The 23028-nt window shown below is 72.6% G+C and carries 19 protein-coding genes and 1 pseudogene; 8 read left to right on the plus strand and 12 right to left on the minus strand.

Annotated features, from left to right (window positions below; all coding sequences use genetic code 11):
• Nucleotides 1–152 precede the first annotated feature (152 nt).
• From OIE75_RS15385 to OIE75_RS15395, 3 genes are all read right to left on the minus strand, one after another.
• Nucleotides 153–1991, minus strand: a complete 1839-nt coding sequence (locus tag OIE75_RS15385) for an outer membrane protein assembly factor BamB family protein (RefSeq protein WP_307012871.1) — start codon at nt 1989–1991, stop codon at nt 153–155.
• Between the two features lie 63 nt (nt 1992–2054).
• Nucleotides 2055–3842: an outer membrane protein assembly factor BamB family protein gene (locus OIE75_RS15390; protein WP_307012873.1), complete on the minus strand. Its 1788-nt coding sequence runs from the start codon at nt 3840–3842 to the stop codon at nt 2055–2057.
• 274 nt (nt 3843–4116) lie between these two features.
• Nucleotides 4117–5931 (minus strand): ABC-F family ATP-binding cassette domain-containing protein, encoded by a 1815-nt coding sequence (locus OIE75_RS15395; RefSeq protein WP_329471228.1) that lies wholly within the window; start codon nt 5929–5931, stop codon nt 4117–4119.
• Between the two features lie 156 nt (nt 5932–6087).
• Here OIE75_RS15395 and OIE75_RS15400 point away from each other — a divergent pair, with 156 nt between their 5' ends.
• Nucleotides 6088–6684, plus strand: coding sequence for a Uma2 family endonuclease (locus tag OIE75_RS15400; RefSeq protein ID WP_125493359.1), 597 nt, complete (start codon nt 6088–6090; stop codon nt 6682–6684).
• Nucleotides 6685–6694: 10 nt separating this feature from the next.
• Here OIE75_RS15400 and OIE75_RS15405 read toward each other — a convergent pair whose 3' ends face one another.
• The 6 genes and pseudogenes from OIE75_RS15405 to rsmI form a co-directional block, all read right to left on the minus strand.
• Nucleotides 6695–7588, minus strand: coding sequence for a 4-(cytidine 5'-diphospho)-2-C-methyl-D-erythritol kinase (locus OIE75_RS15405; RefSeq protein WP_329471229.1), 894 nt, complete (start codon nt 7586–7588; stop codon nt 6695–6697).
• A 7-nt stretch (nt 7589–7595) separates the two neighbouring features.
• Nucleotides 7596–8456 carry a 16S rRNA (adenine(1518)-N(6)/adenine(1519)-N(6))-dimethyltransferase RsmA gene (gene rsmA, locus OIE75_RS15410; RefSeq protein ID WP_307012878.1) on the minus strand — a complete coding sequence of 287 codons (861 nt, stop codon included), beginning with the start codon at nt 8454–8456 and terminating at the stop codon, nt 7596–7598.
• A 68-nt stretch (nt 8457–8524) separates the two neighbouring features.
• Nucleotides 8525–9745 (minus strand): annotated as a pseudogene (locus tag OIE75_RS15415) (ubiquitin-like domain-containing protein); the annotation flags it as partial.
• A 149-nt stretch (nt 9746–9894) separates the two neighbouring features.
• Nucleotides 9895–10785, minus strand: a complete 891-nt coding sequence (locus OIE75_RS15420; RefSeq protein ID WP_329471230.1) for a TatD family hydrolase — start codon at nt 10783–10785, stop codon at nt 9895–9897.
• A gap of 40 nt (nt 10786–10825) precedes the next feature.
• Nucleotides 10826–11263: a hypothetical protein gene (locus tag OIE75_RS15425; RefSeq protein WP_329471231.1), complete on the minus strand. Its 438-nt coding sequence runs from the start codon at nt 11261–11263 to the stop codon at nt 10826–10828.
• A 150-nt stretch (nt 11264–11413) separates the two neighbouring features.
• Nucleotides 11414–12262 carry a 16S rRNA (cytidine(1402)-2'-O)-methyltransferase gene (gene rsmI, locus OIE75_RS15430; RefSeq protein WP_125493345.1) on the minus strand — a complete coding sequence of 283 codons (849 nt, stop codon included), beginning with the start codon at nt 12260–12262 and terminating at the stop codon, nt 11414–11416.
• A 104-nt stretch (nt 12263–12366) separates the two neighbouring features.
• On the opposite strand from rsmI, the gene OIE75_RS15435 reads away from it, so the two are divergent.
• Nucleotides 12367–14112, plus strand: coding sequence for a dolichyl-phosphate-mannose--protein mannosyltransferase (locus tag OIE75_RS15435; RefSeq protein ID WP_329471232.1), 1746 nt, complete (start codon nt 12367–12369; stop codon nt 14110–14112).
• 80 nt (nt 14113–14192) lie between these two features.
• Here OIE75_RS15435 and OIE75_RS15440 read toward each other — a convergent pair whose 3' ends face one another.
• Nucleotides 14193–14429, minus strand: coding sequence for a hypothetical protein (locus OIE75_RS15440; protein ID WP_307012887.1), 237 nt, complete (start codon nt 14427–14429; stop codon nt 14193–14195).
• 390 nt (nt 14430–14819) lie between these two features.
• Here OIE75_RS15440 and OIE75_RS15445 point away from each other — a divergent pair, with 390 nt between their 5' ends.
• Both OIE75_RS15445 and OIE75_RS15450 read left to right on the plus strand, forming a co-directional pair.
• A complete protein-coding gene (locus OIE75_RS15445; protein WP_329471233.1) occupies nt 14820–16451 on the plus strand; it encodes a penicillin-binding transpeptidase domain-containing protein in 1632 nt (543 codons plus the stop codon).
• Nucleotides 16452–16560: 109 nt separating this feature from the next.
• On the plus strand, nt 16561–18231 hold the full coding sequence (locus tag OIE75_RS15450) for a penicillin-binding transpeptidase domain-containing protein (protein WP_307012891.1): 1671 nt from the start codon (nt 16561–16563) through the stop codon (nt 18229–18231).
• Between the two features lie 33 nt (nt 18232–18264).
• Here OIE75_RS15450 and OIE75_RS15455 read toward each other — a convergent pair whose 3' ends face one another.
• Nucleotides 18265–18642, minus strand: a complete 378-nt coding sequence (locus OIE75_RS15455) for an SsgA family sporulation/cell division regulator (RefSeq protein WP_329471234.1) — start codon at nt 18640–18642, stop codon at nt 18265–18267.
• 162 nt (nt 18643–18804) lie between these two features.
• Between OIE75_RS15455 and OIE75_RS15460 the strand changes: the two genes are divergently transcribed.
• From OIE75_RS15460 to OIE75_RS15475, 4 genes are all read left to right on the plus strand, one after another.
• Complete coding sequence (locus OIE75_RS15460) at nt 18805–19902, plus strand: energy-coupling factor ABC transporter permease (RefSeq protein ID WP_329471235.1); 1098 nt, start codon at nt 18805–18807, stop codon at nt 19900–19902.
• Between the two features lies 1 nt (nt 19903).
• Nucleotides 19904–20665: a cobalt ECF transporter T component CbiQ gene (cbiQ, locus tag OIE75_RS15465; RefSeq protein ID WP_307012897.1), complete on the plus strand. Its 762-nt coding sequence runs from the start codon at nt 19904–19906 to the stop codon at nt 20663–20665.
• On the plus strand, nt 20653–21411 hold the full coding sequence (locus tag OIE75_RS15470; RefSeq protein ID WP_161330693.1) for an energy-coupling factor ABC transporter ATP-binding protein: 759 nt from the start codon (nt 20653–20655) through the stop codon (nt 21409–21411). Before cbiQ ends, OIE75_RS15470 begins: the two co-directional genes overlap by 13 nt.
• 71 nt (nt 21412–21482) lie before the next feature.
• On the plus strand, nt 21483–22703 hold the full coding sequence (locus OIE75_RS15475; protein WP_329471236.1) for a serine hydrolase domain-containing protein: 1221 nt from the start codon (nt 21483–21485) through the stop codon (nt 22701–22703).
• Here the strand turns inward: OIE75_RS15475 and OIE75_RS15480 are convergent.
• Nucleotides 22694–22969, minus strand: a complete 276-nt coding sequence (locus OIE75_RS15480) for a DUF1876 domain-containing protein (protein ID WP_125493354.1) — start codon at nt 22967–22969, stop codon at nt 22694–22696. The two genes, OIE75_RS15475 and OIE75_RS15480, sit on opposite strands and share 10 nt — an antisense overlap.
• Nucleotides 22970–23028: the final 59 nt, after the last annotated feature.

A 23028-nucleotide genomic window follows, 5' to 3' on the forward strand; every position in this document is an offset into this window, starting at 1 on the left:
CGGCGAGAATCGCCCCCCGATCACCGAATCCCACCCCAATACGCCCCCGCGCAGCGCCCCGCACCCACAAGACGGCCCCGCCCCCGCAGGAAGCGGGAACGGGGCCGAAGGGCAGTCAAGGGCACTCAAGGGCACCGAGAGGCACCGCGGACTCAGCCGCTCGTGCCGAACCCGATCGCCAGGTACTCCTTCTCGTCCGCGCTGGTCGGCTCACTTGCGAACACCTGCGACATGTACAGGTGCCCCTGCGAGTAGAGGATCTCGGAGTAGTCCGGCGACATGCTGGACTCCACGTCCCGCACCGCGTCGGTGGCCGGGTTCTCCAGCAGCGTGGTCTGCTTGAACGACCCGCCGTCGATGCTGACGATCTGACCGCCCTTGTCGTACGGCGGCCGCTTGTAGGCGATCACGTTGCCGCCGTCCATGCGCAGCGGAGTGATCGTGTAGTCCTCGCCGGCGTCCGCCCGCTGCCCCGTCTGCTTCCCCGTGGCCAGGTCGAAGGCGACGACCTCGTTGGTCCGGCTGTAGGACTCTCCGCTGCCCTCGTGCTCCTCGGTCGGGATGTAGAGCCGGTTCGCACCGACCGCGAGCCCCGTGCAGTTCTCGATCTTGGTGATCGTGTCGCAGCGGGCCGCGAACTGCTCGCCGGGGACCGAGATGCGGGTGAGCAGCTTGCCGGTCTTGTTGTCGATCGAGAAGAAGTCCGAGATGCCGCTGCCGTCGCCGGCGGAGTCACCGACGTCGGCGGCCACGACCAGCGGGTCCGTGGACACGACGCCCGCGTACTCGATGCCCTTGGCCATCTTGTACTCGGAGATCACCTTCCCGCTCTTCGGGTCGATGCTCTGGATGTTCAGCTGCCGGGCGTCGTACGAGCCGCACTTGCGCACCGCGACCAGCTTGTCGCCGCCGCCGTACCCGGCGTCGTAGCAGGAGTCGGTCGCCTTCGGGGACCAGAGGACCTCGCCCTTGGCGATGTCGAAGCCGACGCCGCCCTCGGTGCTGCCGGCCGCGACGGTGTCGCCGCTGATCGTGACGTTGCTGAAGTTGATCGGCTGGTCACCGGCGGTCTTCGTCCACAGCTTCTTCCCGGCGTCCAGGTCGAGGACGGCGACCTGGGTGCAGCCGTGCGAGGGCTCGGCCTTGGTCGGCATGGCGGGCTGGTGGATGACGACCGTCTTGTTGTCGTCGGTGACGTGCTGGCTGGCCGCGCAGACGGGACCGGCGAGCTTGATCGACCACTGCTTGCTGCCCTTGTCGGGGTCGTACCCGACGACCTCGGCGATGCCGCTCTTGGCGTACACCTTGTCGGTGAGCCAGGACCCGGAGACGACGACGCTGCTGTCGTCCTTGCTCACCGCGGGCGCCGGGACCTGGAAGAGCACCTTGGCGGCGGGGTCGGAGGGGACCTTCTCCGTGCCGGCGGAGGACTCGCCGCCCTCGCCGCCCTTCTCGTCGGTGCCGCCCTTGCCACCGGTGCCCCCGCTGGAACTGGCGGTGTCGTCCTTGCCGCCGTCGTCGGAGGACTTGGCGTACCAGACCCCGCCGCCGATGATCAGCGCGATCGCGACGACGGCCGACACGATGATCGCCAGCTGCGCGTTGATCTTCCGGCCGCCGCCCGGCCCGCCGGGCTGGGGCTGCATCGGCACGGTCGCCTGCGGATAGCCGTACTGCGGCTGCCCGGGCTGACCCGGCTGCCCGTACACCGGCGTCGGCTGCCCGTACGGCCCCGGCTGCCCGGGCTGCTGACCGGGGTAGCCGTACCCCGGCTGGGGCTGCGGCGGAGTCTGCGGATACCCGTACCCCGGCTGCTGCGGCGGCGGTCCCGCCGGCGGAGTGGGCGGAGCCGCGGGCGCCTGCGGCGGGGTCTGCGGCGGCGTCTGCGGGTAGCCGTACCCCGGCTCGGGAGCCTTCCCGAAGTTGGGCGGGCCTCCCGAAGGCGGCGTGGGCGGCTGGTTGGGCGGCGGCGGGGGCGGCGGCTGGCTCATGGCGTGACTACCTCGGGGAAGCGGGGACGACGGGGAAAGAGTCGGAGAGAGCGGCGAAGAAGGTCACTTGCCGTAGGCGAGCATCAACTTCTCCTTCGACTCGTCGTTTCCGGTCAGGCGGGTGGTGGAGATGTAGAACCGCCCGTCGACCCAGTCGATGTCCTTGGAGTAGAAGCTGTTCTCGATGTCCGCGACGCCCTGCGGGTTCTGCAGCAGCTTGGCCGGCGCGTGGGCGCTGCCGCCGGTCGGGATGGCGACGACCTGGCCGCCCGCGTCGTAGGACGGCTGGACGTACGCGACGAGCTGGTCGCCCTCGACCTTCAGCGGCATCATCGACTCGTCCGCGGGGGACTTCGTCCGCCACTTCTCCTTGCCGGTGGCGAGGTTGATCGCGACGATCTCGTTGGCGCCGCTGGTCGCCTCGGTGGGCAGGTAGAGGGTGTTGTCGGCGACCGCGACGCCGGAGCAGCCCTGGAGGTCGCGCTCGAGGATGGCCCAGCCGCACTCGGGGGCGAAGTCCTCGTCGACGCCGACCTGTTCGACGACCTTGCCGCCGGAGGTGAAGGTGGAGATGTTCCAGACCTTCTTGTCCTCGTTGGTGGCGTAGACGACCAGCGGGTCGACGGAGTAGGCGCGGGCGACCCGCCAGCCCTTGTCGTACTTGTAGGTCCACAGGACCTTGCCGGTCTTCGGGTCGAGTCCCTGGACCTCGTCGTGCTCGTTGTTGCCGCCGGCGCCGCAGGAGGCGACCTGGACGAGCTTCTTCGCGCTGCCGGCGAACCCGGCGGGGAAGCAGGCGTCGCCGTACCGCTTCTTGTCGTACAGCTTCTTGCCGCTGGTGACGTCGTAGGCGGTGCCGGACTGGGAGCGGCCGACCATCAGCGTGGTGCCGCTGACGGAGAGTTCGACGGAGAGCGTGGAGTCGAACAGCTCGCCGTCGGCGACCTCCTCCGTCCAGCCCTTCGCGCCGGTGGCGAGGTCGATCTCCTGGAGCTTGTTGCACTTGGCGCGGTCGCTGGAGCCGCTCATGTAGGCGACGATGATCTTGTCGTCGGCCGTCTTCTCCGGGGTGACCGCGCAGATCTTCTCCGGGAAGGCGATCGGGTCCCAGGTGGGCTTGCCGTCGCCGACGTTGTAGGCGAAGACCTGCTTGTACGCCGCCTTCACCGCGGTCTTGTCGGTGATCCACATGCCGTTGGCGTCGGCGCCGGAACCGGGGGCGTCGGGCGCCTCCTTGTACCAGAGCACCTTGGACTCGCCGGCCTGGCGGCCCTCGTTGAGGTTGTCGGGGTCCTCGCCGCCGTCACCGCTGCCGTCGCCGGGGTTGACCGGGGCGCCGCCGCCGGAGCCGGAGGGCTTCGGGTCGTCGCTCTTGCCGGCCACCGGCTTCTTGTCCTTGTCGTCGCCGCTGTTGGCGGTCACCGCCCACACGCTGCCGCCGATGACCAGCAGGGCCGCGACCGCGGCGCCGACGACGAGGGCGGGCTTGCCCTTGAAGGGGTTGCGGGAGCCGGGGCCGCCGGGCGGCGGGGTGCCGGGGCCGCCCGGGTACTGCGGCTGCGGGTAGCCGTAGCCGGGCTGCTGGCCGTACGGTCCGGGCTGCTGGGGCTGGGCGTAGGGGCCGGAGTTGTACGGTCCGGGCTGCCCGTACGGTCCCGGCTGGCCGGGCTGCTGCTGCGGGTAGCCGTACCCCGGCTGGGGCGGCGGGCCGGACGGCGGGCCCTGCGGGGGCGGCGGCGTCTGGGGCGGGCCCTGCGGCGGCGGGGTCGGTGCCCCGAAGCCTCCCGGCGGTGGGTCCTGCGGTGCTCCGAAGCCACCCGACTGCGGCGGCTGGTTGGGCGGCTGGCTCATCAGCGCGTTCCCCCTTATGACTCACTGATTTTTAGCCACGACCCGGGGTACGCGCTGCCCCCGCGGTCGTCTCAGGCGATCGTCCGGACTGTCGCGGACAGTCCTCCGAGACACTCCTCGGACGGCCTTTCTATCACCCGCGGCCGACAGCCCACCGGGCCGCGTCCACCCCTGTTCCCAAGGGAGAACCGGCCCGTGATGCCACTGTTACGCACCTTCACGCCCTCTTCACGCCACCCGCGCCCCCTACGCGCAGGGCTCCGGGGGCCAAGGGCTAGGCGTCCTCGGCCAGTTCCAGCCAGCGCGTCTCCAGGTCCTCGCGCTGCCCGGCCAGCCCGCGCAGCTCGGCGTCGAGTTCGGCCACCTTCGCGAAGTCCGTGGCGTTCTCGGCGATCCGGGCGTGCAGCTTGGTCTCCTTCTCGGAGACCTTGTCGAGCTGCCGCTCGATCTTCTGGAGTTCCTTCTTGGCGGCGCGCGCGTCGGCGGCGCTCTTCTCGGGCACGTCGGCGGCCGGCTTCCGCACCGGGGCGGGCACGGCCGCCGCGGCCGCCTCCTCCATGCGCCGGCGCCGCTCCAGGTACTCGTCGATGCCGCGCGGCAGCATCCGGAGCGCGCCGTCGCCGAGCAGGGCGAAGACCCGGTCGGTGGTCCGCTCGACGAAGAACCGGTCGTGGGAGATGACGATCATCGAGCCGGGCCAGCCGTCGAGCACGTCCTCCAGCTGGGTCAGGGTCTCGATGTCGAGGTCGTTGGTGGGCTCGTCGAGGAAGAGGACGTTGGGCTCGTCCATGAGGAGCCGGAGCAGCTGGAGCCGCCGCCGCTCACCGCCGGAGAGGTCGCCGACCGGCGTCCACTGCTTCTCCTTGCCGAAGCCGAAGGTCTCGCACAGCTGTCCGGCGGTCATCTCGCGGCCCTTGCCGAGGTCGACGCGCTCGCGGACGCGCTGCACGGCCTCCAGCACCCGCCAGGTGGGGTCGAGTTCGGCGACCTCCTGGGAGAGGTAGGCCAGCTTGACCGTCCGGCCGACGCGGACCCGTCCGCTCACCGGCTGCTCCTCGCCGTCGCTGCGGGCGGCGTCCCTGAGGGTGCGCAGCAGGGAGGTCTTGCCGGCGCCGTTGACGCCGACCAGGCCGATGCGGTCGCCGGGGCCGAGCTGCCAGGTGACGTGCTTGAGCAGCACCTTGGGGCCGGCCTGGACGGTCACGTCCTCCAGGTCGAACACGGTCTTGCCGAGCCGGGACGAGGCGAACTTCATCAGCTCGCTGCTGTCCCGGGGCGGCGGCACGTCGGCGATCAGCTCGTTGGCGGCCTCGACGCGGAAGCGCGGCTTGGAGGTACGGGCGGGCGCCCCGCGCCGGAGCCAGGCCAGCTCCTTGCGGACCAGGTTCTGCCGCTTGGTCTCCTCGGTGGCGGCGATGCGCTCGCGCTCGGCGCGGGCGAAGACGTAGTCGGAGTAGCCGCCCTCGTACTCGAAGACGTCGCCGCGCTGCACGTCCCACATGCGGGTGCAGACCTGGTCGAGGAACCACCGGTCGTGCGTCACGCAGACGAGCGCGGACCGGCGCTCGCGCAGGTGCCGGGCGAGCCAGGCGATGCCCTCGACGTCGAGGTGGTTGGTGGGCTCGTCGAGGACGACGAGGTCCTGCTCCTCGATGAGCAGCTTGGCGAGCGCGATCCGGCGCCGCTCGCCACCGGAGAGCGGCCCGATGACCGTGTCCAGCCCCTGCGGGAAGCCCGGCATGTCCAGCCCGCCGAACAGCCCGGTCAGCACGTCCCTGATCTTGGCGTTGCCGGCCCACTCGTGGTCGGCCAGGTCGCCGATGACCTCGTGCCGGACGGTGGCCTCGGGGTCCAGGGAGTCGTGCTGGGTGAGCACGCCGAGCCGCAGCCCGCCGGAGTGGGTGACGCGGCCGGTGTCGGGCTCCTCCAGCCTGGCCAGCATCCGGATCATGGTCGTCTTGCCGTCGCCGTTGCGGCCGACGACGCCGATGCGGTCCCCTTCGGAGACGCCGAGGGACACGCCGTCGAGCAGTGCACGGGTGCCGTACACCTTGCTGACGTTCTCGACATTGACCAGATTGACGGCCATTTCTCTCCTGCCTGGGGGATCGATCAGCCTTCCAGCGTAGGCCCTCCGGGGGGTGGGGTGACGCGGGCGGGGGTGGTCACTCTTTGTGGTGACCTCTGTCGGACTGCCCGGCTACCGTAGAAGGCAGGCAGCAGGATCCCGTCCATGGGAGGAACCATGACCGCCGAGTCAGTAGAGCACCGCCGCCAGCAGTGGCCGGTGCCCCCCGTGGACGGCTACACCGTGGACGACCTGTTCACCCTGCCGGATCTCCCGCCGCACACCCAGTTGATCGACGGGAGCCTTGTTTTCGTGAGTCCGCAGCGCCGTTTCCACGCGAACGTGATCGACCTGCTGGTCTGGGGACTGCGTGCCGGCTTGCCCGCCGAGTTCAAGGTCAGCCGGGAGATGACCACCATCCTCGATCAGCGCAATGGCCCGGAGCCCGACGTCAGCGTCATCCGTGCCGAGGCAGTCACCGGGCCGACGCAGACGAGCTATCGGGCCGAGGACGTCCTCCTCGCCGTCGAGGTCGTCTCGCCGGACTCCGAGTCCCGCGACCGAACGACCAAGCCGCAGAAGTACGCCGCTGCGGGCATCCCGAACTTCTGGCGAGTCGAGCAAGGTGGTACCAACGGCAGGCCGGTCGTCCACGTCTACGAACTCGACCCGATGACCGACGCGTATGTACACATGGGCATCCACCGGGACCGGATCAAGGTCGAGAAGCCTTATGTCATCGACATCGACCTGACCGCCATCGACGAACTCTGAGCCGGGTCGCTCACACCACCGTCGCCCCCGCCACCGCCCCCACCGCCGTACGCACGTCACGGCAGGTGCCCGACGCCCGCAGCACGCCGGCGATGTCGGACGCGGAGCCGGCGTCCGGGGCGAGGAAGGCTGTGGTCGGGCCCGAGCCCGAGACCATTGCCGCCAGAGCGCCCGCTGCCCGTCCCGCGGCGAGGGTGTCGGACAACTCGGGGAAGAGGGAGAGCGCGGCCGGCTGAAGGTCGTTCGAGACGGCCACGGCGAGCGCCGTGGAGTCGCCCTTCGCGAGGGCGTCCAGGACCGCCTGGTCGGCGACCGGTGCCGGGATGTCGCCCTCCGCCAGCCGGTCGAACTCGCGGAACACGGCCGGCGTCGACAGTCCCCGCCCGGCCAGCGCGAACACCCAGTGGAACTCGCCGCCGACCTCCAGCCCGGTCAGCTTCTCGCCCCGCCCGGTGCCCAGCGCCGCCCCGCCGACCAGGCTGAACGGCACGTCGCTGCCCAGCTCGGCGCAGATGGCGAGCAGTTCGTCGCGGGAGGCGCCGGTGCCCCACAGGGCGTCGCAGGCGAGCAGGGCGGCCGCGCCGTCCGCGCTGCCGCCCGCCATGCCGCCGGCGACGGGGATGTCCTTGGCGATGTGCAGGTGCACGTCGGGTGCGCGGCCGTACCGCTCGGCGAGGGCCAGCGCGGCGCGGGCGGCCAGGTTGGTGCGGTCCAGGGGCACCTCGCCGGCGTCGGGGCCCTCGCAGGTGACGCGGAGCCCGCCGGCGTCCGGGACCGCGGTGACCTCGTCGTAGAGGGAGACGGCGAGGAAGACGTTGGCGAGGTCGTGGAAGCCGTCGGGGCGGGCGGCGCCGACCGCGAGCTGGACGTTGACCTTGGCGGGGACGCGGACCGTCACGCTCACTTGCTCGTCACTCCTTGTGTTCGGCGATACGCGCGAACTCTTCCACGGTCAGCGCCTCTCCGCGCGCCTGCGGCGACACGCCCGCGGCGACGAGCGCGGCCTCGGCGGCCGCGGCGGACCCCGCCCATCCGGCGAGGGCGGCCCGCAGCGTCTTGCGGCGCTGGGCGAAGGCGGCGTCGACCACGGCGAAGACCTCGCGCTTGGAGGCGGTGGTCTTCAGCGGCTCGGTCCGCCGGACGAGTGAGACCAGCCCGCTGTCCACGTTCGGTGCGGGCCAGAAGACGCTGCGGCCGATGGCGCCGGCCCGGCGGACCTCGGCGTACCAGTTGGCCTTCACGGACGGCACTCCGTACACCTTGTTGCCGGGCCCGGCGGCGAGGCGGTCGGCGACCTCGGCCTGGACCATGACGAGGGTGCGCTCGATGGTCGGGAAGGTGTCGAGCATGTGGAGGAGGACGGGCACGGCCACGTTGTACGGCAGGTTGGCGACCAGCGCGGTCGGGGCGGGGCCCGGCAGCTCGGTCACGTGCATGGCGTCGGAGTGGACGAGCGCGAACCGGTCGGCGCGCTCCGGCATGCGGGCGGCGACGGTGGCGGGCAGGGCGCCGGCGAGTACGTCGTCGATCTCGACGGCGGTGACCCGGTCGGCGGCCTCCAGCAGGGCCAGGGTGAGCGAGCCGAGACCCGGTCCCACCTCGACCACCACGTCGTCGGGGCGGACCTCGGCGGTGCGGACGATACGGCGGACGGTGTTGGCGTCGATGACGAAGTTCTGGCCGCGCTGCTTGGTGGGGCGCACGCCGAGGGCGGCCGCGAGTTCGCGGATGTCGGCGGGGCCCAGAAGGGCGTCGGGGGTGGGGCTGCTCACCCCGCAAGGGTATCCGGGGGCGGCGGCGGCTTTGCCGGGGTCGTGCGGCGGGGCCGGGGGCGGGCCCGTCAGCCCCGCAGCCGGGCCCCGCAGTGCGGCCAGGAACCGGCGCCCGCGCGGACGTACAGCTGCTTCGCCCGGTACGTCTGCTCAGCGGCGGTCGCGTCCTGCGGGCGGCCCTCGCCGCCGACGCTCTGCCAGGTGTGGGTGTCGAACTGGTAGAGGCCCCCGTAGGTGCCCGAGGGGTCGACGGCGTCCGGACGGCCGCCCGACTCGCAGGCGGCGAGCCCTTGCCAGTTGAGGTGGTCGGCGCCCCGCACGGACGTGGGGCGGGGGCGGGTGCCGACCAGGATGATCTGCGCGCGGGGTTCGCGCACCAGCTCGGTACCGAGCCGGCGCGGCTTCTGCCGGACGCCGTTGACGGTGCGCAGGGCGTAGGTGGTGCGGCGCAGTCCGGGCTGGCCGGCCTGCTGGACGACCTCCGTGCCCCGGTACAGCGAGGAGTCCTCCGCCCGTCGGACGTCGAAGGGGACCGGGTCCTCGCGGACCTCCTGCGAGCCGGTGATCCGCAGCACGGTGACGGTCTGGCCGTCGCGGGGGAAGCCGGTCGCGGGGACGGAGGTGGTGTCCTCGCCGCGCAGGGTCACCCCGGCCGCCTCGACCGCCTCCCGCACGGTCGCGGCGTTGGTGCGGACGGTGCGGGCCCGGCCGTCCGCCATGACGGTCACCACCCGCTCGGTCCGCACCGTCAGGGCGAGGCCCTCGCGGCCGATGCGCCGGGAGCCCTCGGTGGACAGGTGGGCGCCCTCCGTCCGGACGCCGAGCTGCCGCAGCGCGCCGTGCACCGTCTCCGCGGTCGTCCACACCTGGCGGCGGTGGCCGTCGAGGGTGAGCAGGACGGGCCGCCCGTGGCGGACGGCGATGTCCTCGCCGCTGGTCAGCGGGGTGCCGGGGGCCGGCACGATCACGTCGTGGGCGCCGACCTCGACGCCCTCCTGCGCGAGCAGCTCGGTCACGTCGTCGGCGAAGGTGTGCAGCGTGCGGGGCGTCCCGTCGACGGTCAGCTCGACCGCCTTGTCCTTGGCCACGAAGGCGGTGGTGCCGCCCGCGAGGAAGGCCACGACCAGCGCGCGGGGCAGCAGGCGGCGCAGGGAGCCGTCCGCGCGTCCGGCCTCCCGCGCCCGGCGCCGCCGCTCGGCCCGCCCGTCGCCCGGCGTGCGGGCGGACGGGAGGACGGCGCCGTACGGCAGGGTCGGCGCGCTGTGCACGTCGTACGGTGCGAGGTACTCGTGTCCCTCGGCGACCTCGGTGGTCTCGAACTGCGTTCTGCTCACGCCGACACGCTCCAGGGGTCCGGATCGGGCCCCCAGAACCTAGCGGAGCGTTCGTCGCTCTCCAAAGCGACGCGACTACGCAGCGTGGTTCGACCTGCCGCCGGTCAGTAGCCGAAGGCGCGGGCCGTGTTCGCGGCCAGGGCGGTCGCCAGGGTGTCCTCGTCGACGCCCCGCACCGCGGCCATCGCCCGCACCGTGACCGGCACCAGGTAGGGGGCGTTGGGGCGGCCCCGGTAGGGCACCGGGGTCAGGAACGGCGCGTCGGTCTCCACCAGGACCAGTTCCAGGGGGGCGACCGCGAGGGCGTCGCGCAGGCTCTGGGCGTTCTTGAAGGTGACGTTGCCGGCGAAGGACATGTAGTACCCGGCGCGGGCGCAGATCCCGGCCATCTCGGCGTCGCCGGAGTAGCAGTGGAAGACGGTGCGCTCGGGGGCGCCCTCCTCCTTGAGGACGCGCAGGACGTCGGCGTGGGCGTCCCGGTCGTGGATGACCAGGGCCTTGCCGTGCCGCTTGGCGATCTCGATGTGGGCGCGGAAGGACCGCTCCTGCGCCTCCTTGCCCTCGGGCCCGGTGCGGAAGTAGTCGAGGCCGGTCTCGCCGACGCCCTTGACCTGCTCCAGCGCGGCCAGCCGGTCGATCTCCGCGAGCGCGTCGTCGAGCGCCGCGTCCCCTCCCGGCCGCCGCGCCCCCTGCCGCGACCAGCCGTCGGGGTCGCCGTGGACGATGCGCGGTGCCTCGTTGGGGTGCAGGGCGACGGTGGCGTGCACGGCGTCGTGCGCCGCCGCGGTCTCGGCCGCCCAGCGGGAGCCGGCCAGGTCGCAGCCGACCTGCACGACCGTCGTGACACCGGCCGACGCGGCCTTGGCGAGCGCCTCCGCCACCGTGCCGGACTGCATGTCGAGGTGGGTGTGCGAGTCGGCGACCGGCACCCGGAGGGGCTCGGGGAGCGGGGGCGCGTCGTTCTTGTCGGAGCGTCCCGAGGCGTTCGAAGGCATGCCCCGATCCTACGAAACCCCCGCCCGCTCCCCGGGGGCGTCAGCTCGCCCGGCGGTGGAGGTGGAGAGCGTGCAGCAGGTCGCCCAGGTGCCAGTGCCGGCGTTCGGCGGAGAGCCCCGCCGCTCCGGGACCGGGCGTCTCGGGCACCGGCGGCACCTCGAGGGGGCCGGCGGCCGGCACCCGGTGCGGGCCGTGGTCGGTGCCGCGGACCGAGGCGACCCGACCCGGCCGCATGATCCGTACGACGTGGTTGTCGCAGTTGGCGCAGGTCGGCCGGGTCAGCGGGGAGGGCACGACGCGGCCCTCCGAGACGTAGCGCACGTACTCGTGGCCGTCGGCGTCCTTGCGGTGCTCGATCTCGAAGGACTGCTCCCAGCCGTGCCCGCAGCGCATGCAGGCGAAGGAGTACGACTCGTGGACGACGGAGGTGGCCCCGGAGGGTATTCCGGTCCGTGCCGCGCTCTCACTCATGCTCATCCCGGCTCCTTCGGTTCGTTCGCCGTTCCTTCCTCCAGTGGACTCCTCCACCAGTCGGAAAGCACCAGGCAGTGCCGAGTGTTTGAGCCGATTTGGGGTGTCCTTGGCGGAAGGGCCCGCGAGGTCAGGAACGGGTCAAGCGCGGCCGGATCACGCCCCCGCGTTCTTCGCCGCCACCACCGCGTCGAACACCTCCCGCTTGGGCACGCCCACCTGGGCGGCCACCGCCGCGATCGCCTCCTTGCGGCGCTCCCCCGCCTCCTCGCGCACCCGCACCAGGCGCACCAGTTCCGCGGCGTCCAGCTCCTCGGGCCCGCGGTCCGGGGCGCCCTCGACGACGACGGTGATCTCGCCGCGCACTCCCTCGGCGGCCCACGCGGCCAGCTCGCCCAGCCCGCCGCGCCTGACCTCCTCGTAGGTCTTGGTCAGCTCCCGGCAGACGGCGGCCCTGCGGTCGGCGCCGAAGGCCTCGGCCATCGCGGCGAGGGTGTCGTCGAGGCGGTGCGGCGCCTCGAAGTAGACGAGGGTGCGGCGCTCTTCGGCGACCTCGCGCAGCCGGGTCAGCCGCTCGCCCGCCTTGCGGGGCAGGAAGCCCTCGAAGCAGAACCGGTCGACCGGCAGCCCGGACAGTGCGAGCGCGGTCAGCACGGCGGACGGGCCGGGTACGGCGGTGACCCGGACGTCCCGCTCGACGGCGGCGGCGACCAGCCGGTAGCCGGGGTCGGACACCGACGGCATCCCGGCGTCGGTGACCAGCAGCACGCGCGCGCCGCCCGCCAGTTCCTCGACCAGCTCGGGTGTGCGGGCGGACTCGTTGCCCTCGAAGTACGACACGACGCGCCCGCGCGGGGTGACGCCGAGCGCCTGGGTGAGCCGGCGCAGCCGCCGGGTGTCCTCGGCGGCGACCACGTCGGCGCCGGCCAGTTCCTCGGCGAGCCGCGGCGGGGCGTCCCGGACGTCGCCGATGGGGGTGCCCGCCAGTACAAGGGTTCCAGTCACGCCCCCATCCTCCCAGGGGCGGACGGGCTTCCTTCCGCGGGACGCATCGGGCGGGTGGGGGCCATGCGCGGGACGTGCACAGCACGGTTCCCTACGATGGCGCGGTGACCAGTACCGCGTCCTCCACGGACACCCGGCAGGACCAGGCACCGCACGACGAGCGGCCCGCCTGGCAGCAGCGGCTGCGCCGCTTCGGCTACCCGGCGGGGCCCGCGGCCGGCGACGTCGGCGACCGGCTGGTGCCGCCGTACACCAGCCCGGGTCCGCGCCTGTGGGCGTTCCTCGGCCTGTCGAAGCCGCTCACCGGGAGGATCCTGCGCTGGTCGGCGTGGGGCGGGCCGCTGCTGGTGGCGTTCTTCGCGGGCGTGCTGCGGTTCTGGAACCTGGGCAGTCCGAAGGCGGTGATATTCGACGAGACGTACTACGCCAAGGACGCGTGGGCGCTGATCCACCGCGGCTTCGAGGTCAACTGGGACAAGAACGCCAACGACCTGATCCTGAACTCGGGCGGCGACGTCCCGATCCCGGCGGACGCGGCGTACGTCGTGCATCCGCCGGTCGGCAAGTACATCATCGGTCTGGGCGAGGTGCTGTTCGGTTTCGACCCGTTCGGCTGGCGTTTCATGACGGCGCTGCTCGGCACGGTGTCGGTGCTGCTGCTGTGCCGGATCGGACGGCGGCTGTTCCGCTCGACCTTCCTCGGGTGCCTGGCGGGCGCGCTGATGGCGGTGGACGGGCTGCACTTCGTGATGAGCCGCACCGCGCTCCTCGACAGCGTGCTGATGTTCTTCGTGCTGGCGGCGTTCGGCTGCCTGGTCGTCGACCGCGACCGGGCCCGCGGGAAGCTCGCCGCCGCACTGCCGGTGGACGGGGACGGCCTGGTCCGGCCGGACGCGGGCATCGCCGAGACGTTCCGATTCGGGTGGCGGCCGTGGCGGCTGGCGGCGGGGCTGATGCTGGGTCTGGCCGCGGCCACCAAGTGGAACGGCCTCTACATCATGGCGGCCTTCTGCGTGATGGCGGTGCTGTGGGACGTCGGCACCCGCCGGGTCGCGGGCGCCGAACGGCCGCATCTGGCGGTGCTGAGGCACGACCTGGGCTGGGCGTTCCTGTCCACGGTGCCGGTGGCGCTCGCGACGTACGTGCTGTCCTGGCTGGGCTGGATCCTCTCCCCCACCGACGGCTCCGGCGGCTACTACCGCGACTGGGCGGCGAACGACGGCGCGAACAGCTCCTGGTCCTGGCTGCTGCCCGACTGGTGGCGCAGCCTGTGGCACTACGAGACCCAGGTGCTGGAGTTCCACACCAACCTGACCTCGCCGCACACCTACCAGTCGAACCCGTGGAGCTGGCTGGTCCTGGGGCGCCCGGTCTCCTACTTCTACGAGTCGCCGTCCCCCGGCGCGGACGGCTGCCCGGTCGACGCCGGCGAGAAGTGCGCCCGCGAGGTCCTGGCGCTGGGCACGCCGCTGCTGTGGTGGGTGGGCTGCTTCGCGCTGCTGTACGTCCTGTGGCGCTGGGCCTTCCGCCGCGACTGGCGGGCGGGCGCCATCGCCTGCGGCATCGCGGCCGGCTATCTGCCCTGGTTCCTGTACCAGGAGCGGACGATCTTCCTCTTCTACGCCGTCGTCTTCCTGCCCTTCCTGTGCCTGGCGGTGGCGATGCTGCTGGGGGCGGTCATCGGCCGCCCGGGCTGCGGCGACGCCCGCCGCGTGGCGGGCGCGACCGGGGCGGGCGTACTGGTCCTGCTGATCGCGTGGAACTTCATCTACTTCTGGCCCCTGTACACCGGCACCGCCCTCCCGATGGAGGACTGGCGGTCGCGGATGTGGCTGGACACCTGGGTCTAGCCGGGCGTTCGGCAGGGCGGTCGGGGGTGAGGGGCGCCGCCCCCGGTCCCGACCGCCCTGCGGGTGGGTGTGGTGGTCCGTCAGTTGCAGAAGTTGAGGATGGGGAGGAGGCCGTTACCGCACTGGAACTCGTCCCCGTCCCCGCCGCCGCCGTGGCCCGAGGCGGCAGTCGTGGCGGCGTGCGTGGCGGGCGTCGCGGCCACGGCGGACGTGGCAGTCGCCACCCCCGCCGCGCAGGCGATGCCCACGGCGGCACTCACCACGAGTGCGCGGGCTCGGAGGGAAACTGCCTTCTTGTGCTGAGGTGTTGTGTTCATGAACTCACCATGCACACCTTCGCGATCAGTTGCTCACCGAGGGCATCCGAGCGGGTGAGCCACCCCCCACGGGGCCCGATCAGCATGCGCTTCCGGGGGATGCGCCGGCCTCGGCCGACCGGGCGCCGGGGTACGGGCGTTCCTTGCGGACGACCGGTCCGCGCGCGCGGCCCCGGGCAAGTCGTGCACGGGTGCGGCGAGTTCGCCGGGCGCCCGGACGGCCGGGAGCACGAACGGATCTGAACACGCCTCATCTCCATTCGGCCACCATCCGGAAACTTTCGTACCGCCGGTCACGCCCTGCACATAGAGTGCGACCCACAAGTGCTTCTGAACGCGTTCAAGTCGGCGCGCGGAAGGCCGGACGGGGAGACGGGGAGGGGACTGCCGATGGGCAGGGGGGTGAAGGTCGCCGTCATAGGCGGCGTGTTCGCGGTGATGGTCGGCGGGGCCGGGTACGGCGCGTACAACGTTGTCTCGGCGCTGGACGGGGACGGGGGGTCCGGCGCCGCCGGGGCGTCGGTCAAGAGCGGGCCGCCGAGCGCGGACGAGGTCGAGGAGGCGGCCGGGAAGTTCTTCGCGGCGTGGGAGAAGGGCGACGCGGCGACGGCGGCGACGCACACGAACAACGCCTCGGTCGCCACGACGCTGCTGGCGGCCTACGGAGAGGAGGCGCACATCTCCGGCGTCGAGATCACGCCCTCCGCCGCGGCCGGCGCGTCCGTGCCGTTCACCGTGAAGGCGAAGGTGTCGTACGAGGGCGCGACCAAGCCGCTGACGTACAAGAGCACCCTGAAGGTCGTGCGCGGTGAGACCAGCGGGCGGGCGCTGGTGGACTGGCAGCCGTCCGTCGTCCACCCCTCGCTGAAGGACGGGGACACGCTGGTCACCGAGGAGTCGGCGACCCCGCAGATCGAGGCCGTCGGCCGGGGCGGCGAGGTGCTGACGAAGGAGAAGTACCCGTCGCTCGGACCGGTCCTGGCCACGCTCCGGGAGCGGTACGGCGCCGAGGCGGGCGGCACCCCGGGCGTCGAGCTGGTGGTCCGGCACACCGCCCAGGACGCCCCCGACTCCCCGTTGCTGACGCTCAGCAAGGGCGAGCCCGGCAAGCTGCGCACGACGCTCAACGCGGGCGTGCAGGCGGCGGCCGAGAAGGCCGTGAAGCGGTACGGCGAGTCGTCCGTGGTCGCGGTCAGGCCCAGCACCGGCGAGGTGCTGGCCGTGGCCAACAACCGCGCGGACGGCTTCAACGCGGCGTTCCAGGGTCGCGTCGCCCCCGGCTCCACCATGAAGATCATCACTGCCGCGATGCTCATCGACAACGGCGTGACCTCGATGAACCAACCCGCCCCCTGCCCCAGCACGGCGACCTGGCAGAGCCAGACCTTCAAGAACCTGACCGGCATGGAGCCGAACGAGGGAGCCACGCTCGCCAACACCTTCATGCGGTCCTGCAACACGGGCTTCATCAAGCTCGTCGACGAGGACCCGCTCTCGGACTCCTCGCTGACCCAGGAGGCCCAGGAGCGCTTCGGGCTGGGCGGGGACAACTGGCAGACCGGCATCGTCTCCTTCGACGGCAGGGTCCCCGCCTCCGGCGGCCCGGACCGCGCGGCCAACGCCATCGGCCAGGGCGTGGTCCAGATGAACCCGCTGAACATGGCCTCGGTGACGGCCACCGCCATCACCGGCGAGTTCCGCCAGCCCTACCTGGTCTCCCGCGACCTGGACGACCGCGAGTTCGCCACCGCCAAGGGCCTGCCGCAGAGCACCGCGGCCCAGCTCAAGCAGATGATGCGGCTCACCGCCACCCAGGGCACCGGCCGGCCGGCGATGGCCGGTCTCGGCGGCGACATCGGCGCGAAGACCGGGTCGGCCGAGGTCGACGGGCAGACCACGTCCAACAGTTGGTTCACCGGCTTCCGCAACGACGTCGCGGCGGCGGCGATGACCGAGGAGGGCGGCCACGGCGGCGACGCGGCCGGCCCGATTGTCGCGGACGTGCTACGAGCGGGGGGCTGAGCCGGACCGGCCACGGTGTATGCCCCTACTGTGGTCGGGTCGTTGGAAGCATGAGGCAACGAGGGCATCGAGCGGCCCGGGATCCGGGCGCCGAAGAGGACGGGACGCAGTGAGCAGCAGAAGGGGCGCCGGCGAACGGCGCAGGACGGCACCCGCCGTGATCGGTGGGGTGGCCGCGGTGGTCGTGGCCGGTGCCGGGTTCGGCGCCTACGCGATGTTCGGCGGCGAGTCCGGCGCCGAGGACGACGCCAGGACGAAGTCCGCGGCGGCCGACGAGGTGAAGTCGGGCCCCCTGACGGCGGCCGAGATCACCTCGACGGCGCAGGGGTTCCTGACCGCGTGGCAGAAGGGCGACACGGCCGGCGCCGCCGCCGCGACCGACGACGCGGAGGCCGCGAAGGCCCTGCTCACCGGCTACGCCAAGGACGCCCGGATCAAGGACGTCACCCTCACCGCGGGCACCCCGGCCGGGGAGAAGGTCCCGTTCTCCGTGAAGGGCACGGTCGCCCACGGGAAGACGACCGCGCCACTGGCGTACGACAGCGCGCTGACCGTCGTGCGCCGGGCCGGCGACGGCGAACCCCGCGTCGACTGGCACGCCGCCGTCGTCCACCCGGAGCTGAAGGACGGTGACAAGCTGGTCACCGGCGAGGCCGGGGACCCGCCGGTGAAGGCGCTGGACCGGGACGGCGCCGAGATCACCGCCGCGAAGTACCCCTCGCTCGGCAGCGTCCTGGACGGTCTGCGCGAGAAGTACGGCGACAAGGCCGGCGGCACCCCCGGCATCGAACTGCGCGTGGTCCGCGGCAAGGAGTCGAAGGCGGCGAAGGTCGCCGACAAGACCCTGCTGGAGCTGAGCAAGGGCACCCCCGGCACCCTGAAGACCACCCTGGACCCCGCCCTCCAGGCGGTCGCCGAGAAGCAGGTGGACGGCAAGGAGCGCGCGTCGGTGGTCGCGCTGCGCGCCTCCACCGGCGAGGTCCTCGCGGTCGCCAACGGCGGCCACGGCTTCAACACCGCCTTCCAGGGCTCCCTCGCCCCGGGCTCCACGATGAAGGTCGTCACGGCCTCGATGCTCATCGAGAAGAACCTGGCGTCGATGGACGAGAAGCACCCGTGCCCGAAGTACTTCAGCTACGGCGGCTGGAAGTTCCAGAACGACGACAAGTTCGAGATCAAGGACGGCACGTTCAAGGCGAGCTTCGCCCGCTCCTGCAACACCGCCTTCATCAGCCAGGCCCCGAAGCTGAAGGACGACGACCTGACCCGCCAGGCCAAGGAGGTGTTCGGCCTGTCGATGAACAACTGGTCCGTCGGTGTGTCCACCTTCGACGGTTCGGTCCCGGTGCAGAGCGACGCCCAGATGGGCGCCTCCCTGATCGGGCAGGGCGGGGTGCGGATGAACCCGCTGAACATGGCGTCGGTGTCGGCGACCGTGAAGTCGGGCGGCTTCCACCAGCCCTATCTGGTCGCCCCCTCGGTCGACGGACGGGCCCTCGCCACCGCCTCCCGCACCATGTCGGCGGGGACGCTGGCACAGTTGCGCGAGCTGATGTCCTACACGGCGGCGTACGGCACCGCGGCGGAGGCGATGGCCGGGGTGAGCGGTGACGTCGGCGCGAAGACCGGCTCGGCGGAGGTCGACGGCCAGAAGCAGCCCAACGGCTGGTTCACCGCGTACCGGGGCGACGTGGCCGCGGCGGGCGTGGTCCAGCAGGGCGGCCACGGCGGCGAGACCGCGGGTCCGCTGGTGGCGGAGCTGCTGAAGGCGGGCGGCTGACCGGCCGGCGCGGTCCGGCGCGCGGCCGGTGGCTCAGTGGGCCACCGGCTGTGCCGCGGCGGTGTAGGTGCGGCGCAGGAAGCGGATGAGCGGCTTGGTCTCGAACTGGACCACCGAGCAGCCCTGCGGGGAGTGGAACTCGACGACGGCCTGCACCCGGCCGCACGGCCACACCCGCACCTCGCCGGACCCGGTGGGCGCGCGCAGGCCCTGTTCCAGCAGGTCGCGGGGGAAGGTCCACTCCCGGGGGCCGGGGGCGAGGCCCCGCGCGGGCAGCGCGACACTCACGGATCGCGGGTCGCGGTCGGGGTCGTAGCGCAGGACGACGGGTATCGCTCCGCCGTCGTCCTGGCCGGGGAGGTCCGCGTCCGTGAGGATGTGGGCTCGTGCGTACTGCTCGACTACGGACATCGGATGCCCCTTACGCTCTGCCACCTGTGCGAAAGCTGTGTCTACCCCCACTCCAATGTCCCATATTTTCCAATTCACGCCTTTTGGGCTGAATATCACATGTGAGATCAGCCTTTACCTCGCTCTTGCGAATCACTCGCAACTGGTCCCTATCATCGAACCGTGCATGTACCTGACGGATTCATCAACGCCCCGACCTCCGCCGTCACCGGCGTCGTCGCCGCCGGCGCCATCGCGGTCAGCCTGCGCGGCGCGCGCCGTGAGTTTGGGGGCGCCTCCCGCGCGGAGCGTGGGGGAGAGCGGACGGCTCCTCTGGCCGGGCTGGTCGCGGCGTTCATCTTCGCGGTGCAGATGCTGAACTTCCCGGTCGCGGCCGGGACCAGCGGGCATCTGCTCGGCGGCGCGCTGGCCGCCATCCTCGTCGGCCCCTTCACCGGCGTGCTGTGTGTCTCCGTCGTCCTGCTCATGCAGGGCATCCTCTTCGCCGACGGCGGGCTCACCGCGCTCGGCGTGAACATCACGGACATGGCGATCGTCACCACGGTCGTCGCCTACGCCCTCTTCCGGGGCCTGGTGAAGGTCCTGCCGCGCACCCGCCGCTCGGTCACCGTCGCCTCCTTCGTCGCCGCCCTCGTCTCGGTGCCGGCCGCCGCCCTCGCCTTCACCTTCCTGTACTGGATCGGCGGCACCACCGACATCGCCATCGGCAAGGTCGCCACCGCGATGGTCGGCGTGCACGTGCTGATCGGCCTCGGCGAGGCCGCGATCACCGCACTGACCGTCGGCGCCGTCATCGCCGTACGCCCCGACCTGGTGTACGGGGCGCGCGGGCTCCAGCAGCGGCTCAAGCTGCGCGTGAACGGCGAACTGGTCGACGCCCCCGACGCCCCCGGCACCGGACCCTCCCCCGCACCGGCCCCCGTCGCCGCCCGCTCGCACCGCAGGCTGTGGATCTCCGGGCTGATCACCTCCCTGGTCCTCGCCGGCTTCGTCAGCTTCTACGCGTCCGCCAACCCCGACGGCCTGGAGAAGGTCGCCGCCGACAAGGGCATCGACGAGAAGACCGAGGAGCACGCGAACGCCGGCTCCCCGCTCGCCGACTACGGCGTCGAGGACGTCGCGAACGCCCGTGTCTCCGGCGGCCTCGCGGGCGTGATCGGCGTCGGTGTCACGGTCGTCGCGGGCAGCGCGGTGTTCTGGGCCGTGCGCAGGCGCCGCAGCGACGACACCTCGCCGACGAACACGGACACGACCGTCTGACATGGGTGCCGGCCACGCCCATCGGCTCCACCGGCCCGGGGACTCCCCCGTGCACGGCCTGCCCCCGCACACCAAACTCGCCGCCACGTTCGCCTTCGTGATCGTCGTCGTGTCGACGCCCCGCGAGGCGATGTGGGCCTTCGGCCTCTACGCGCTGCTGCTCGCCGCGGTGGCGTACGCGGCCCGCGTGCCGGCGGGCTTCCTGCTCAAGCGGCTGCTGATCGAGGTGCCGTTCGTCGCGTTCGCGGTGCTGATGCCGTTCGTGGCGGAGGGCGAGCGGGTCGAGGTGCTCGGCATGTCGCTGAGCGTGAGCGGCCTCTGGGGCGCCTGGAACGTCCTGGCCAAGGGCACCCTGGGCGTCGCCGCCTCCGTACTGCTCGCCTCCACCACCGAGCTGCGCTCCCTGCTGCTCGGCCTCCAGCGGCTGCGGCTCCCCCCGCTGCTGGTGCAGATCGCGACCTTCATGATCCGGTACGGGGACGTGATCGCGGACGAGATGCGGCGGATGCGGATCGCCCGTGAATCGCGCGGCTTCGAGGCGAGCGGCGTCCGACACTGGGGCGTGCTCGCCAAGTCGGCGGGCGCGCTCTTCATCCGCTCCTACGAACGCGGCGAGCGCGTCCACCTGGCCATGCTCAGCCGCGGCTACGCCGGTTCCATGCCGGTCATCGACGAGGTGACCGCGTCCCGGGCGCAGTGGTCGTACGCGCTGGCCCTCCCGGGTGCGGCGCTCGTCGTCTGTCTGCTGGGATGGACCCTGTGACCGCTTCCCTGGACGTCTCCGGCCTCGCCTACGCATACCCCGACGGGCACCAGGCCCTGTTCGGCGTCGACTTCTCCGTCGCCCGCGGCGAGCGGGTCGCGCTGCTCGGGCCGAACGGCGCGGGCAAGACGACCCTGGTCCTGCATCTCAACGGCATCCTGACCGGCGGTGCCGGCACGGTCACCGTCGCCGGGCTGCCCGTGGACAAGCCGAACATGGCGCAGATCAGGCGCCGGGTCGGCATCGTCTTCCAGGACCCCGACGACCAGCTCTTCATGCCCACCGTGCGCGAGGACGTGGCGTTCGGACCGGCGGCGGCCGGGGTGAAGGGGCCGGAGCTGGAGGCGTGCGTGGACCGGGCGCTGGCGCTGGTCGGCATGGCGGAGTTCAAGGACCGGCCCCCGCACCACCTGTCCTTCGGGCAGCGGCGCCGGGTGGCGGTGGCGACGGTGCTCGCCATGGAGCCGGAGATCCTGGTCCTGGACGAACCCTCCTCCAACCTCGACCCGGCCTCCCGCCGCGAGCTCGCCGACATCCTGCGCTCCCTGGACGTCACGGTCCTGATGGTCACCCACGACCTCCCCTACGCGCTGGAGCTGTGCCCCCGCGCCCTGATCCTCAGCGACGGCGTGATCGCGGCGGACGGCCCGACCGCGGGCCTGCTCTCCGACGAGGCGCTGATGCGCGCCCACCGGCTGGAACTGCCCTTCGGCTTCGACCCGCGGTCGGTGTCGACGGGCGGGTGAGGAATCACCGGCGGCCGGTGGCGGTTGCATCCACTGGCGCGGGCGACCGGAAGGGACGTACAGAGGTGGGCGTGGACGTGCACGGCACAGTGGCCGAGGGCTTCGAGCCGGTGAGGGACGCGTTCGCGGGCAACTTCGCGGCGCTCGGCGACCGGGGCGCGGCGGTCGCCGTCTACCGGGGCGGGCGCAAGGTCGTCGACCTGTGGGGCGGCACCCGTGACGTCGATGGCACCGAACCCTGGCGCCGGGGCACCGCCCAGGTCGTGCGCTCGGCGACCAAGGGCGTCGCCGCCGCCGTACCGCTCCTGCTGCACCAGCGCGGGGAGCTGGACCTGGACGCGCCGGTGGGCGAGTACTGGCCCGAGTTCAAGGCGCACGGCAAGGAGCGCGTGCTGGTCCGGCACGTGCTGAACCACCGGGCCGGGCTGCCGGTCCTGGACCGCCCACTCACCCCCGAGGACGCCCTCGACCCGCTGCGCGGCCCACGGGCCGTCGCCGCCCAGGCGCCCGTCTGGGAGCCGGGCACCGACCACGGCTACCACGCGCTGACCTACGGCTGGCTGCTGGACGAGCTGGTCCGGCGGGTGACGGGCGGGCGGGGCGCCGGGGAGTGGATCGCGGACGAGATCGCCCGGCCACTCAACCTGGACCTGTGGATGGGGCTGCCCGCCGCGGAGGAGGCGGCGGGCCGGGCCGGGCGGGTCGGGCGGCTGGAGGACCCCGAGCCGGGGCCGTCCGGGAGCGGCCCGCGGCTGCGCCCCAAGCGCGCCGTCACCGAGGCCTACGCGGACCCCGGCTCGCTCACCCGCCGTGCCTTCGCCGCGATCACGCCCTTCCCGGACCAGAACGACCCGGCCTACCGCGCGGCCGTCCTCCCGGCGACCAACGGCATCGCGACCGCCGACGGGCTGGCCCGCTTCTACGCCGCGCTGATCGGCGACGTGGACGGGGTGACCCGGCGGGTGCGGCTGTTCGACCCGGCGACCATGGAGCGGGCCCGGGCCGAGGAGTCCGCCGGGCCGGACCGGGTGCTGGTCGTGGGCACCCGCTTCGGCCTCGGCTACATGCTGCACGGCAGCGCCTCGCCGCTCCTGTCCCCCGGCTCCTTCGGCCACCCGGGCCGCGGCGGCGCCCTCGGCTTCGCCGACCCGGAGGCCGGTGTCGCCTTCGGCTACGTCACCAACGGCTTCCGCAAGACGGTGACGGCGGACCCACGGGCGCAGGCGCTGGTGCGGGCGGTACGGGAGTCGCTGCGGCGGACCGGCACGGACGTGGACACCCCTCAGACGTGAATGGGGTGTGACGTCCGTCCCGACGCCGCGTCGATCTCGTCGTGCGCCTTGGTGAGCAGCTGCATCGCCAGCTCGTTCAACGCGCGGGCCCCCGCGACCTCCTCACCGACCCGTGGCTGCTGGGAGTCGATCCGGTGCCGGCTGGCGTGGCCGTGCGCGCGGACCTCGGTGCCGTCGGGGAGCCGCACCATCGCGACCGCCCGCGTGTGCTGGTCGTCCTCCATGAACTCCATCTCGACGTGCCATCCCACTGCGGTGTGCATCATGAGGATCACCTCCGGAAGACCTGCTTCCAGGGTGCTCCTCACGGCCGCCGCCCGCACCA

It is taken from the genome of Streptomyces sp. NBC_01723 (assembly GCF_036246005.1).
Taxonomy (GTDB): domain Bacteria; phylum Actinomycetota; class Actinomycetes; order Streptomycetales; family Streptomycetaceae; genus Streptomyces.